This window comes from Bacillus massiliigorillae (genome assembly GCF_000380245.2).
Classification (GTDB): Bacteria; Bacillota; Bacilli; order Bacillales; family DSM-1321; genus Bacillus_AD; species Bacillus_AD massiliigorillae.
Window position 1 is genome coordinate 52,995 of record NZ_HG428741.1, and the last position, 14,797, is coordinate 67,791.

A 14,797-nucleotide genomic window follows, 5' to 3' on the forward strand; every position below is an offset into this window, starting at 1 on the left:
ATTTAAAGTAGGAGGATTAGTAATATGGCGACTAGAGAATCCGTTGATAATTGTTTACTTCATTGTAATGAAGCTCTAGAAATTGCAAACCAGCAATATTCAGAGGCAGCGAAGCAAGAGCATTATAATGATGAAGACTATATCCAAAGTCAGCAATTATTACAGCTTGCTGCGAATGAATTACAGCTAATGGCACACAGTTGTAATGATCAACAACGTGAGCAATTGAATCGAATGAAGATACAAATCGAACAAATGCAACACGATATGATTACGTTAAGGCATTGATGTTGAGGCTGTCTCGAAAGTGAGTATTAATTACTTTTGGGACGCCTTTTATGCTTGATGAGTAAGCACTGATTCTTTTATTTACAGATTCTTAAATGTACCAATATAAAGAGTTAATATGAATTTTTTATACTGGAGTTGTATTTCATTAATGAAGGGATGGCGAGTTGATGAAAACGAAGGTCTTTATAGTTGTGTTGGCAGGAATCATGGCTTTTAGTGGTTTTGTTTTTACAAAAGAAGAACCTGAGAATGTGGAAGCAAAAGCAGTTGTGGTAAAGCCAACAAATGTCATTATGATGATTATGGATGGAACAAGCATAGATACTCTTACGCTATCGAGATGGTATAAGGGGGAAAGACTTGCTTTAGATGCTTTGGCATCGGGTGCAGTCCGTACATATTCTGCCGAGTCAGCCATTTCTGACTCGGCACCTGCTGCAACAGCGATGGCGACGGGTTATAAATCGAATGATAAATATGTTGGTGTTTTACCTTCGATTGTAACGTCGCCTAATGTTCCTAAAGTGGATGAGCATGACAAGATGAAGCCTATTGCTAATATCTTAGAAGGTGCAAAACGACTAGGAAAAGCAACAGGAATTGTCGCTACATCGGAAATTCAACATGCGACGCCAGCTGCATTTTCAAGCCATACGATTCATCGAGAGAATTACTCGGATATTGCGGAACAGCAGGTGTACCAAGGGATGGATGTTATACTAGGCGGAGGTAAAGCGTCACTTCTCCCAGGTGAGCATAACCGAGCGCGTAAAGATGGAGAAAATTTAGTTAAAGTCATCAATGATAAGGGATATGACTTTGTTGAGAATAAAGAAGCTTTAATGAGTAGTAAAAGTAATAAGATTTGGGGTGCATTTGCCTACGATTCGTTACCTTATCATATTGATCGTGTAGAAAAAACGAAAGAGCCTACACTTTCAGACATGACGAAGAAAGCGATCCAAGTTTTATCTCGTGATCGTGATGGTTTCTTTTTAATGGTGGAAGGTAGTAAAGGCGATTGGGCAGCACATAATAATGATCCTATTGGGATGATTAGTGAAACATTAGCTTTTGAAGCGGCGGTACAGGAAGCTGTAGCATTTGCGAAGAAAGATGCTCATACGCTTGTTGTTGCTGTAGCTGATCATGGGAATAGTGGGATTAGAATGGGAAATAGAGATACATCGACTTCTTATCCATTTACTCCAGTGGCTGATTATATTGCACCATTAAGGGAAGCGAAACGTTCCCTTGAAGGTGCCTTACAGGACTTGAATGAAAATCGTTCAAACATAGAGTTTGTAGCAGCTCAATATGGTTTAACAAATTTGACTGTCGCAGAGCTAAATTCTTTAAAGAAAGCGACGAATCTAAAGAAACAAATGGTACAAATGTTAGCACAAAGAGCCCATTTAGGATTTACGACCAACGGACATACAGGTGAAGATGTCATACTGTATTCTTATGGACCTGGAAGACCTACAGGAACGATTGAAAATATTGATATAGCTCGCGTACTGTCACAATACATGGGTGTTTCATTAGATGAGTTAAATGAAGAAATGTTTATGGATGCAAATGCACTTTTTCGTGGTCGTGGCTATGTGACTGAAGTAGATCATTCAAATCCACATAACATCGTATTTAAAGCTACCAAAGAGAACATCAATATTGAAATACCACAAAATAAAAATGTTTTAAGTAAAAATGGACAATTACATGTATTAAAGGATGTATCCGTATATAACGGAAAAGGCTTCTATGTTTCGAATGAAGCGTTAGAAGTCGCAGAGAAATAAGTGATTTTCTATGGTCTGTGTGAGAAAGTAACCTTTATAATGAATGAAACGAGAATATTTTTCGCTTCATTTATTATGAAGGTTTTTCTAATTATGTAGACAATTTCGTCACGAATACATTAAAGGAGATTTCGAATGCAGACAATTATGATTGTAGAAGATGATCAAATGTTGAACACAGGTATTACATTCAACATGCAAATGGATGGGTTTGAGGTGATTTCTGCTTCAACTATTCAGGGGGCTACTGAACAATTGAACAATACAGAAATACATTTAATTATTTTGGATGTGAACCTTCCAGATGGCAGTGGTTTTGATTTTTGTAAAAAAGTAAGAGAAAGATATACAATGCCTATTTTATTTCTGACTGCTTGCGACATGGAGCTTGATGTAATAACTGGTTTTCGAATTGGAGGGGATGATTATATTACGAAGCCATTTAGTTTAAATATATTGCGCGAAAGAGTGTTTGCTCTTCTTAGAAGAAGCTACAATCATGTAAATAAAGTCGATGTAATTAGGCAAGACGGTTTTGAAATGAATCTGGATAGTATGACTGTTCAGAAGGATGGAGAAAGTTTGGCATTAACTCCATCTGAGTATAAATTGATGAAAACATTGATGGAAAGAAAGGGAGAAGTTATTACGAGGCAAAAACTTTTGGAAGTATTATTTGAGAATGATGAGTTTGTTGAAGAGCATACGTTAACGGTTACGATTAATCGACTACGTAATAAAATTGAGGATGAACCATCGAAACCGAATTATGTAAAGACAGTTTATGGAATGGGATATACATGGGCAGGTGACTGTCATTGAATGCCGTTATGAGGCGAGTAAATAGCCATATTTATAGTGTTTTCATTACACTGTTCGTAGTTGTAGCTATTACATTTATAGGGTACATCTATATAGAAGTACAATCTCTTCCCAAACATATACAAGGTATTCAGTCCATTTTTATTGCTTGTGTATTCTTTGCTGTGTTGATTGTATTGTTAGCGTTATTATTTGTATACTTGCTTCGTAATCAGCTTGTTACTTTTTCGACTCGTTTAATGACTCTATTAGATTGTGTTTTAACAACAAGCACTGTAATTGAATTTCAAAATACGGAAGAAACATTATTATCTAAGGTTGAGAATCAATTGCAGCGAATGTCTGAAGTGATGGTTGAAAGAGAGAGAAAATATAAAGATGAGAAAAATCATATTAAAACACTGATTTCGGATATATCACATCAAGTGAAGACACCTTTAGCGAATATTACGATGTATAATGATACGCTAAATCAGAGAGAATTGAATGAAGAGCAGCGAAAACTTTTTTTAAATAATATGAAGTTACAGTTACATAAATTAGATTGGCTAATTCAAAGCTTGATTAAAATGTCTCGCTTAGAAAGTAGTATGATTCAGTATAAGAAAAGTGATATCGCCATAAGTGAAACAATTGCTGTTGCATTAAGTGGTGTATATGCTAAGGCAGAGCAAAAAGATATTTCAATAGAAGTTTCTTGTGATCAAAAAATCACTTTATTTCACGATCCGAAATGGACAAGTGAAGCAATATTTAATGTATTAGATAATGCGGTTAAATATACGAATTTTGGTGGTAAGATTTCTATAGCAGTTGAGAAGTGGGAGCTATTTACTGTTATTTCAATTAGTGATACTGGGATAGGGATTGCTATCAGTGAAATCAATGAGATTTTTAAAAGGTTTTATCGGTCACATTCTGTTTCAGCAATTGAAGGTGTAGGGATTGGTCTGTTTCTTTCAAGAGAGATAATTAGCGGGCAAGGCGGCTATATGAAAGTGAAGTCAAAGAAAAATGTAGGCTCTACTTTTTCTATTTTTCTTCCTAACGATTATAGCGAAAAGTAAATATAACAAAAAAGAGACATTTCAATTATTGAATGTCTCTTTTTTGTGAGGACTTGAACAAGATTCGAATGTTACGCTTATATCAACAAGAAGTGAGAGGGAGTTGGAAGTGATGATGATTTTAGAAGCGCATGGCTTAAAGAAATATTATGGAAAAGAAAATATAGTGAAAGCGTTAGATTCAGTGGATATTGAAGTGAATAAAGGAGAATTTGTTGCCATCGTTGGATCATCTGGTTCAGGGAAAAGTACGCTATTACATATGTTAGGTGGATTAGACAATCCGACAGAAGGTAGTGTGTTTGTAAACGGAAAAAATATATCAGACATGACGGATGAGCAATTAACGATTTATCGTCGTCGCAACGTAGGATTTATTTTTCAACAATTTAATTTAGTTCCGATTTTGAATGTATATGAAAATATTGTTTTACCGATTGAATTGGATGGAAATCGAATCGATGAAGCCTTTGTTCAAGAGATTATTACGAGCTTAGGCTTGAAAGAGAAAATGTTTAATTTGCCTAATACATTATCAGGTGGACAGCAACAAAGGGTGGCGATTGCAAGAGCATTAGTAACAAAACCATCCATTATTCTAGCGGATGAGCCAACAGGTAATTTAGATAGTAAGACGGGACAAGAAGTGCTTGGCTTGCTGAAGGTTACGAGTGAGAAGTTCAACCAAACGATTATTATGATTACACATGACGATGTAATTGCGCAAAGTGCGGATCGTACTATCCGAATTGAAGATGGAAAAATAGTGAAGGGTTAGGAGGTTTCAATCATGCTACAGAATAATAATAGTAAAATTATAAAAAGAATTAGCAATAGAAGCCTTCGTGCTAATCCGATGAGAAATGTATTTGTTATTCTATCTATTTTATTAACAACCGTACTTCTCACATCCACTCTAGTGGCAGGATTTACTTTTTATAAATCAAATAAATTATACGATATTGTTAAATATACAGGTGTTGATGCAGAAGGATTTATTTCTGCTACCAAAGAGCAATACGAGAAATTAAAGGATCAGAAAGATATTGAAGAGATAGGATTCTCGCAAAATGCAAGTAATGACTCTTTAAAGAATAAAGAGTTTCTCGGGGAAAATGTTTCATTACTAGCGATAGATGATCAAAAGTTGTTTGATATGATGGCGATTGTTCCGATGAAAGGGAATTATCCAAAGAGTGATAAGGAAGTATTTGTACCAACGTGGGTGTTAGATCGATTAGGTGTAGATAAAAAAGTAGGAGAGAAGATTCAGCTTGATATTCCTATTAATAATCAAGTGAAGAAAATCACATTTACAGTAAGTGGTTTTTATGAGTCTGTGCAATCAGAAGGATCAAATATGGGAAAGGTGATTGTTTCACCAAGCTTTGTGAAAAATTATAACCCAGCTATGTTAAAGCAGAAAAACAGCGGGACTGCTTTCGTGAAAATGGATTCTATTAATGAGAAATCTTCATTGAAGGAAGTGAAGGCCTCATTAGCACAAATAGCTAAAAAAATTGGTAGTGATTCGTATGAAGCACATCCATCCTTCGAAAAAGATGGAATTAAAGTTGTTTCAGATCAAACAGGACAAATTATTGCAGTAGTCGCAGGTATTGTACTCATTATCTTTAGTGGTTATTTAATTATTTATAATATCTTCTATATTTCCATTGTAAGAGATATAAAATTCTATGGATTAATGAAAACAATTGGTGCGACTTCTAAACAAATAAAGAAAATGATTATCAGACAATCGTTACTGTTATCTCTCATTGGTATTCCGTTAGGTTTAATCATCGGGTATTTTACAGGTGCTAAGCTAAGTGAGATGGCATTCGGTAAGATGATGATTGGTAATATGTTAATCATTGAACGTAGTCCATATATATTTATTATTGCTACTTTATTCTCTTTATTAACTGTATTAATTAGCTGTAGAAAACCAGGTAAAATAGCAGGGAAAGTATCACCAATTGAAGCAGTAAAGTATGTTTCAAAGGATGTTACGTATAAGAAGAAAAATAAAAAAGGTGTAAACGGTGGTAAGCTACACAAAATGGCTTGGTCCAATATTATGAAGAATAAAAAACGTGTGGCATTATCACTGCTATCTATTTCTTTAAGCTCCACCATCTTTGTATTCTCAATCAATATTTTTACAGGAATTGATCCAGAACTGCATGCAGACCGCCAAATGGCATCGGATATTGAAGTAAATAACAAGTATTCAAGCATGACAGATAAGGCTTATAAGCCAATTTCTGCTGATTTATATAATGAATTAAAAAGTCTCGATTTTGTTAAACATATCGAACCTTATTATGAACCGATGTCATTCTATAAAGCTGATCCGAGCAAGGGCACATTTGCTGCAGAGTTAGTGAATAAAGGGCTTATTGATAAAGAACTTAAAGGTAAAGGTACTGCTAATTATTATGGATTTGAAACGACAGAAGAAGGACATTATCTTGTTTCAATGAGAAGTATGAAAGCAAGTCGTATAAAGGAAGAAACATCTCGAATGCGTCTTGTAGATGGAAAACTTGATGAAGAGCAATTCAAAAAAGGTAATTCGATTATTTATTATGATGATGGAAGTAATAGCGTTATAAAAGCGGGAGATAAACTTCCATTAGAGATTGTTGTGCGTGACCAGAAAGGGAATGAACAAATAATTAAAAAAGAATTTGAAGTAATGGCTGTTGTTAGTGACAAAGCTAATGATTCAGAAAACGATTATATGGCAAATAATTTAAGAAAAATCACGATAGAGGAGGAAGCATTCAAGCAAATCTTCCCACAATATGAAAGCTATATTCAAAAGATTGGTATTGAGTTGAAAGAAGGAACTGATATAGTGGCTGCCGATGAACGTGTGCGCCAAGTACTAGTTGATTATAATAACAGTCAAGTAGATTTTAGAAGTAAAAATTATTTTATTGAAGGTGTAACTGAAGTAAAAGGTACCTTTACTCTGTTGGGAGTTGTGATTGCTGGTATATTCGGTATTATTGGTGCATTGAATGTCATTAATACAGTCCTAACAGGTTTGATTACAAGAAAGTTGGAACTTGCGACACTTGAAGCAATTGGTATGACGAAGAAACAAATACGTAAGATGATTATATTTGAAGGCGTATACTATATTCTATTATCCTTAGTATTAGTTCTACCTTTAGGTGCTTTAGCAGCATGGGTTGCTCCTAAGATGCTTCCGATTTATGGTGGGTTTAATTGGGTGGGATATGGTATTGCAATAGCAATAGCTGTTACTGTAATAGCCATTTTAATGCTTGTTACCCCGGTTTTAGGATATAAATCGATTAGTAAAAACAGTATTATAGATCGAATGAGAGAAGTGGAGTAGTTCTATAGCGTGTGTATAAGAAAAGGATTGAGAATAGGGAGAAATCTCTATATTCAATCCTTTTTTGTACTTTAAGAAAGTTAAACTTCTTTAGAGGATTAAAGTGTAAGAAACAAGATCGACTTTAAACATTATTGGCGATAAGTCGTTTTTTTTACTGTTGAATAGTGTAACAAGAAAGTTATGGGTTCATAAAATAAAAATGAATTATATGTTTAATTAGTAAAAAATATTCTAAATTAAACAAAATATATCTTGACATAAATATCCAATTTATTTATGATTAAAACCAACAAAACAAGTTGGAATTATAAGAATTAACTTTTTTATAAAAATCCTTGAGATAGAGAAGTTGTATACAGGGGGAATCATACATGCTTAAGCTATTTATTAAATCAGAACATCAGCAACTATGGATTGATAAATTATATAAGAGAGAAGCTTTATTTCGAAGTAAATCCGCTGAGATAGATCGCTTTTCAACTTTTCCAAAAGAGAATTTTGAAGAGTTAATTCGAATTGGATATAACTGCGCTACATTACCGCAATCGTATGGTGGGCATGGCTTAAAGGTATATGACATGGTGCTTCTTCAAGAAATATTGGCTAGCTTTGATTCAAACACAGCGCTTTCGATTGGATGGAATCAAGGTGTTGTAGGTGATCTTTATGAGAATAAATTGTGGAATGATACACAACTAACTATTTTTGCAGATGAACTGTTAAATGGTGCGATTGTCAATCGAGCGGTTAGTGAAGCACAAACAGGTAGCCCGACAAGAGGTGGAAAGCCTGGAACGAATGCAATAAAACAAGGAGATAGCTGGGTAATTAATGGACATAAGATTTTTACAACAGCATCACCAGTTTTAACACATTTTCTTGTAGGAGCTTGGATTGAAGCAAAGCAGCAAGTCGGATTCTTCTTAATCCCTAGAGATATAGAAGGTCTTAGCATAGAAGAAACGTGGGATGTTATGTCTATGAGAGGAACTGGGAGTCATGACCTTGTGCTTGAAAATGTCATTGTTAAGGAAACAAGCTTAGTGGAGCTCCCTGATAAAGGAGCTGGTTCAAAATTTAACGGTTGGTTGCTTCATATACCAGCTTGTTATCTAGGTATAGCTCAAGCAACAAGGAACTATGCCGTAAGTTTCGCTAATGAATATTCACCTAATAGTTTGAAAGGACCGATTAGTCAGTTACCTCATATTCAACAACATATTGGAGAAATCGATTTAGAGTTAATTCGAGCAAGGCATTTAATATATAGTGTTGCTGAAATGTATGATGATGTATCGAGAAGAGTGAATTTGACTAACGAATTAGGTGTTGTTAAACATACGATAACAAATGCCGCAATTACTATTGTAGATAAAGCGATGAGAATTGTTGGTGCAAAAAGTCTACAAAACAGTAATCCACTTCAATAATATTATCGTGATGTGAGAGCTGGCTTACACAATCCACCTATGGATGATATGACCATTATTAAACTGGCTGCATCCGCTTTAGAGAAAGAGAAGCAAGTTAATAAGTAAATAATAGATAAATATTAAACAGTGTTAAGGGAGAGATATTCATGAATAAGAAAAAATTTATAGGAATTTTAGCAGCTGTAGTTACATCACTATCCTTATTAGCGGGTTGTGGCTTAGATGAAGATGCAAGTACGGAATCAAAAGGAAATAATTCTGATGCTATAAAAATAAAAGTAGCATATGACCAATCTACAAAACCGATGTCATGGAAAGATGAAAACGGAAAAGCAACTGGATATGATGTAGAAATTATGAGATTAGTGGATGAGCTATTACCTGATTATGAATTCGAGTTTGTTGGGACATCTAGTGATGATTTATTAATTGGTGTACAGCAAGGAAAGTACCAGGTTGGTGTTAAGAATGCTTTTTGGACACAAGAGAGAACAGAGAAATTTATTTTCCCAAAGGAATTCCTAGGGTTAAGTAGTGCTGGACTTGTATTAAAGAAAGAAAATGCAAATATCAAATCATTGGCTGACTTTGCTTCTGCAAAATACTCTCTTGCGCCGATAGCGGCAAACAATGCTCAGTACACAATTATTGATGAATATAATAAAAAGAATCCTAACAATCAAGTGAAGCTAAAAGCGGGTGATGCATTTACTGTCGATGTTGTTCAATGGGTAAATGAAGGTCGTGTAGATGGTGGAGTTATGATTGAAGGTGCATTTAATAAACAAGTATTAGATAAAGAGGGGCCATATTATAACTTAAAGGATGATGTTGTCTACAATGAATTTGCTGTTATTAAAACGTGGCCATTGTTTAACAAAGAACAACAAAAGTTTGCTGATGCCTATGACAAAGCTATTAAACAATTAAAAGAAGAGAAGAAAACTAACGAGCTAACTAAGAAGTTCTATGATAAAGACTTGTTTGAGGTTCTTGAAAGAGTAGAACGATAGGTTGAAACTATGCTTTTTAAGGGATTCATCTCTTACAAATGATTAGTTGAAGATTGGGTTCGTAATAGCGTAGATTTCCCACTTGGATTTCTTGATTCTTATTCGATTTGAAAAGTGAGAGTCGTAACTGTTGGTTTAAAAGGAGAAATAATGAGGTTAGAACTTGTCACTTTCTTTTTGAGGTTATTGAGAGAATTAACTTCTATCTGCCTAATGTGAAGAAATTGGCAAGTTTTTGTACTTTTGTTAGCAAAGTACGGTTAAGAAGGTGAGGGTGAGCATGAACAAATATTTTGACGTAACTTACTTGTGGGAGTCATTTCCTGCATTACTTCCATATTTGCAAATAACTTTTTTTGTGACGATTCTATCGATTATATTTGGATCGTTACTTGGTTTGATATTGGCGATTATGAAATTAGGCTCGAATAAGCTAGGTAGATTTTTAGCCAATGGTTATACAACAATTATGAGATGTACACCATCTATTGTTCTTCTTTTTCTTGTGTATTATGGCATACCATCCGTTGCTGCTAACTTTGGAATGAACTTAAATGATGTTAACAAGATCGTGTTTATTGTTATCACATTTTCATTACAGTTCGGAGCTATTATGTCGGAAGTCATACGTAGTGCTTATCAATCTGTTGATAAAGGTCAGTATGAAGCTGGGGTAAGTGTTGGATTAAGTCATTTTCAAGTTTTTCGAAGAATAATTGTGCCGCAGGCTTTTGTAGTAGCGCTACCTAACTTTGGTAACGGATTACTTGAGTTAATCAAAGAGGGATCGTTAGCGTATACGATTGGTTTAATTGATGTGATGGGGAAAGCACAGCTCATTATTGATGGACGCTTTAATGCTCATGCACTCGAAACATATCTAGCTTTATCTATTATTTACTGGGTTCTTTCAATAGTAATAGAGCAGACATTCTTGAAGTTAGAAAAAGTTTTCAGTAAAGGTAAGCAAGTCATAAAAACAACATAGGAGGGAAGCGGCATGTCTCAAGGTTTAAATTTTGATTTTTTAATAGATACGTTTTTCTTGGCATTAACGGGAGTACCGACTACATTAATGATTTCAATCGTTTCAATGTTAATTGCGCTTCCTTTGGGTTTTTTACTTGCGTTAACTAGAATTAATCGAATTCCTATCTTACATCGTTTTGCACAAGTGTACGTTTCGTTCGTAAGAGGTACACCAGTTATTGTACAAATATTTATTATTTATAGTAGTATTCCATTGGTGTTAACAGCTATTTTTAAAAAATATGCAATCGGAATTGATGTATATTCCATTAATCCAATCTGGTATGCATTCATTATTTTTTCTATTAATACAACGGCTATATTAATTGAGGTATTCCGCTCTGCACTTGGTACAGTCGATAAGGGGCAAATGGAAGCAGCTCATTCTGTAGGATTAACGAATATTCAAGCATTTCGCAGAATCATTATTCCACAAACATTAGTAGTTGCATTACCGAATATTTGTACAGCGGCTGTGAATTTAATCAAGGCAACGTCGCTCGGTTACGCTATGTCACTACAAGAAATCACGTTAAAGGCTCAGATGGCAGCGAATGTTGGATACAACTATGTAGAAGCTTATATAGATATTTTTCTAATCTATTTAATTCTATGTAGTACAGTGGAGTATCTCTTTAAATTATATGAAAAACGTTTAAGCAAATATAAGGTAGCAAGCATATAAAAAGGGGTTGAATAGATGTTAGCTATTACGGACATTCATAAGTCATTTGGTCAGAATGAAGTATTAAAAGGTGTGGATTTGAAAATTGACAAAGGTGATGTAGTCGTTATTTTGGGACCGAGTGGTTCGGGTAAAACAACATTGCTTAGGTGCATTAACTTTTTAGAAAAAGCTGATCATGGTCATGCGACTTTTAATCATATGGAAGTGGATTTGAATACCGCGTCTAAGAAGCAAATTCATGAAGTTAGACAAAAAACAGCCTTTGTTTTTCAAAATTATAATCTGTTTAACAATAAAACAGTTTTGGAGAATGTAACTGAAGGATTAATTATCGGAAGAAATGTACCCAAGGGAGAAGCAATTGAAATAGGAAAAAAAGCATTAAATAAAGTAGGGTTATCGGAAAAATACGATGCTTATCCAAGTGCATTATCTGGCGGACAACAGCAAAGGGTCGGTATTGCACGAGCTATCGCGTTAAATCCTGATATTATCTTGTTTGACGAACCAACCTCTGCGCTTGATCCAGAATTAGTAGGTGAAGTATTACAGGTAATGAGGAATATTGCAAATGAAGGTACGACGATGTTAGTTGTAACCCATGAAATATCTTTTGCACAAGAAGTAGCCAATCGAGTTGTATTCATGGATGGTGGTGTAGTGGTAGAAGAAGGTACACCGAAAGAAATCTTTGTTACACCGAAAGAAGAAAGAACAAAGAAATTTCTGAAACGTGTATTGCCTAATGAATATACTTTTTCAATTTAACATTTCAAACAACCATCTATACTTAATAGAGGTTGTTTTTTATTTTTAATAGAGAGGTTGTTTATATAGATTATTCATTAGAAAATATTTACTTTTTCTACTTATATATGAAACAATATGTTTATTGAGTCGTATATGGGTATAAGTAATGTAAAAACTATTTTGGGGGATATGAACATGAATAATCATGAAATTGACTACAAATTGTATGGAGATGATATGCAGTTCGTAGAGATTGAATTAGATCCAAATGAAACGGCCATTGCTGAAGCAGGTGGACTAATGATGATGGAAGATGGAATTGAGATGGAAACAATCTTTGGTGATGGATCAGAATCTCAAGGAAGTGGTTTTATGGGCAAGCTGTTTTCGGCTGGTAAGCGTGTCGTTACTGGTGAGAGTCTTTTCATGACTACATTTACGAATGTAGGTTCAGGTAAGAAACACGTTTCTTTTGCCTCACCATATCCAGGTAAAATTATTCCAATGGATTTAAGTGAACATGGTGGAAAAATCATCTGTCAAAAGGACGCTTTCTTAGCGGCTGCTAAAGGTGTAAACATCGGAGTTGCATTTCAAAAGAAAATTGGTGCAGGCTTCTTCGGTGGAGAAGGTTTCATTATGCAAAAGCTTGAAGGGGACGGTTTAGCCTTTATTCACGCAGGTGGAACAATTGTAGAAAAGAAATTAGCTCCAGGTGAAGTACTTCGAGTGGATACGGGCTGTCTAGTAGCGATGACAAAAGAAGTTGACTATGATATTCAAATGGTAGGTGGAATTAAAACAGCATTGTTTGGTGGGGAAGGTTTATTCTTTGCGACATTAAGAGGACCTGGTACAGTTTGGATTCAATCACTTCCATTTAGCCGTTTAGCAAGTCGTGTATTCGCAGCAGCTCCTGTTTCAGGAAAATCAAAAGATGAAGGTAGTATAGCTGGACGTATGTTTGATATATTTGGTGGCGATCGTTCGTAATGAAAAACACCCGCAAGAAGCAGAGATGTTCTTGCGGGTGTTTTTGTATTTTTAAATGGAAATTTATAATGTTTAAAGTACTTACTAAAGTTTTGCTATTATTTTATTCTTTGTTACTGCATCTATGGCTACTAACTTTTCATTTAAGTTCGGGAAATATGGTGCATAATATAATGCGTAATAAACTTCTGATGAAGCATCATATATGTCGCGCCATTTCATTTCAATTTCTAATTCATCTATCAAGATTTGTTTTGCTTCTTCTGCTGTAAAGGTAGGTGCTATTTTTAGTTGATTAAGAGTTTCTATTTCTATATCACAATTTTGAAAATAATCAACGTAACCAGTTGTTCGATTAACAGTAATGAATAGAACATGAATATTAACTGGTATATCATTATAAACGAGACGATATTTAAACATACATTTATTTTCTTTCGTTACAACTTTATCTGATATCATCTTAAAATATTTATTCGCATCAGGATAAATATTAAATACCATTTGCATAGCGATGCTTTGACATTCTTCAATGGTTAAATTTAATTGACCAGTTCTATTATGAAATGAATAAGCACCCCTGATTTCATTTGTTTGAGGATCTAACATTAACTTCAATGTACCATTATTTTGTTCATCAAAGTAGCTATTAAAAGTTAAGTCTTCTTTGGGTAATAATAAGCTCTCTTTATGCCTCCAAACAACTCCTAAGTATTGATCCATATTTACTTCACGAATTTTCGTATATTCTTCTTTTTTAAAGTGAATAAATTCTTCAATTGTTTTTGATTCAAGGGCATCTGGCATTTTAAGGTCTATTAATTTCTCTTCTATTTCTTCTTTTAGTTCTTGTTTTTCCATTTTTCCTTCACTTATATTAAAGTGATTATGCCAAATAGGCTCATATACGAAATGTGGGAGGTTATCTCCATTTACATAGAGAGCAGGGTTTAATGTTTTAATGCTTAGTTCCATCTCCAAACCTTCTATATATTTGGCCTTCACAGTTTCTACGTCCAACTCATGCTTGTAAGAACGAATATTTTTGGCAATTCCGTAATACTTAAATTCAGTTACAGTATTTGTTTTATGAATATCTAAGTAAAAACCTGTATATGGAAGGGTAAGCTGATTGTGAAATTGTGTATACGTAAGTCGGTATGTATCATTTTTCGTAAATTTCCAGTTTTCTAATGTTAATGCGTCCCAATCTTCAAGTGGAATATATAAATGAGCGTACTGCAAAGCTCTTTCCTTCAATTGCTCCTCGTTCCATTGTGAATGGTCATTGGTAATTAAAGAAGTTATGAATTTAATAAGTTGTCCTTCTTTAGTAAGTTCAATAATGATATATTGATCGTCATCTTTTGGATGAACCCATATGAAGAATCCATTCCCGCTTTCCTTGTTAAACTCTTCAATCATTAATGTAAAGATTGATGGTATATGACCAAGTTCTATTGCCAGCTTTTTGATTTCCTCTTGTAACAATTGATAACCCCCCTTTCTTTAAGAGACTTGAAGCGGTAAATA

The 14,797-nt window shown here is 34.3% G+C and carries 12 protein-coding genes and 1 pseudogene; 12 read left to right on the forward strand and 1 reads right to left on the reverse strand.

Features of this window, described 5'->3' with window-relative positions:
- The first annotated feature begins 24 nt into the window (after positions 1-24).
- From TX86_RS00280 to TX86_RS00335, 12 genes and pseudogenes are all read left to right on the forward strand, one after another.
- Complete coding sequence (locus TX86_RS00280; protein ID WP_042345187.1) at positions 25-288, forward strand: DUF2524 family protein; 264 nt, start codon at positions 25-27, stop codon at positions 286-288.
- A 170-nt stretch (positions 289-458) separates the two neighbouring features.
- On the forward strand, positions 459-2,093 hold the full coding sequence (locus TX86_RS00285) for an alkaline phosphatase (protein ID WP_042345188.1): 1,635 nt from the start codon (positions 459-461) through the stop codon (positions 2,091-2,093).
- Positions 2,094-2,228: 135 nt separating this feature from the next.
- On the forward strand, positions 2,229-2,915 hold the full coding sequence (locus TX86_RS00290; RefSeq protein ID WP_042345190.1) for a response regulator transcription factor: 687 nt from the start codon (positions 2,229-2,231) through the stop codon (positions 2,913-2,915).
- On the forward strand, positions 2,912-3,982 hold the full coding sequence (locus tag TX86_RS00295; protein WP_052343492.1) for a sensor histidine kinase: 1,071 nt from the start codon (positions 2,912-2,914) through the stop codon (positions 3,980-3,982). The genes TX86_RS00290 and TX86_RS00295 overlap by 4 nt, the downstream gene beginning before the upstream one ends.
- A 112-nt stretch (positions 3,983-4,094) precedes the next feature.
- Positions 4,095-4,760 carry an ABC transporter ATP-binding protein gene (locus TX86_RS00300; protein ID WP_042345192.1) on the forward strand — a complete coding sequence of 222 codons (666 nt, stop codon included), beginning with the start codon at positions 4,095-4,097 and terminating at the stop codon, positions 4,758-4,760.
- Between the two features lie 12 nt (positions 4,761-4,772).
- The gene (locus tag TX86_RS00305; RefSeq protein WP_042345193.1) at positions 4,773-7,355 is read left to right on the forward strand and encodes an ABC transporter permease; all 2,583 of its coding nucleotides are present in this window, start codon (positions 4,773-4,775) and stop codon (positions 7,353-7,355) included.
- 374 nt (positions 7,356-7,729) lie between these two features.
- A pseudogene (locus TX86_RS00310) lies at positions 7,730-8,896 on the forward strand (acyl-CoA dehydrogenase family protein).
- A 41-nt stretch (positions 8,897-8,937) separates the two neighbouring features.
- Positions 8,938-9,804 carry a transporter substrate-binding domain-containing protein gene (locus tag TX86_RS00315; RefSeq protein WP_042345195.1) on the forward strand — a complete coding sequence of 289 codons (867 nt, stop codon included), beginning with the start codon at positions 8,938-8,940 and terminating at the stop codon, positions 9,802-9,804.
- Positions 9,805-10,084: 280 nt separating this feature from the next.
- Positions 10,085-10,792 carry an amino acid ABC transporter permease gene (locus TX86_RS00320; protein ID WP_042345196.1) on the forward strand — a complete coding sequence of 236 codons (708 nt, stop codon included), beginning with the start codon at positions 10,085-10,087 and terminating at the stop codon, positions 10,790-10,792.
- 12 nt (positions 10,793-10,804) lie between these two features.
- The gene (locus TX86_RS00325) at positions 10,805-11,518 is read left to right on the forward strand and encodes an amino acid ABC transporter permease (protein WP_042345197.1); all 714 of its coding nucleotides are present in this window, start codon (positions 10,805-10,807) and stop codon (positions 11,516-11,518) included.
- 15 nt (positions 11,519-11,533) lie between these two features.
- Positions 11,534-12,289, forward strand: coding sequence for an amino acid ABC transporter ATP-binding protein (locus TX86_RS00330; RefSeq protein ID WP_042345199.1), 756 nt, complete (start codon positions 11,534-11,536; stop codon positions 12,287-12,289).
- Between the two features lie 177 nt (positions 12,290-12,466).
- Entirely contained in the window at positions 12,467-13,264 is a 798-nt protein-coding gene (locus TX86_RS00335; protein ID WP_042345201.1) for a TIGR00266 family protein, read from the forward strand.
- 84 nt (positions 13,265-13,348) lie between these two features.
- Here the strand turns inward: TX86_RS00335 and TX86_RS00340 are convergent, their stop codons facing one another.
- Complete coding sequence (locus tag TX86_RS00340) at positions 13,349-14,755, reverse strand: YcdB/YcdC domain-containing protein (RefSeq protein WP_042345203.1); 1,407 nt, start codon at positions 14,753-14,755, stop codon at positions 13,349-13,351.
- Positions 14,756-14,797: the final 42 nt, after the last annotated feature.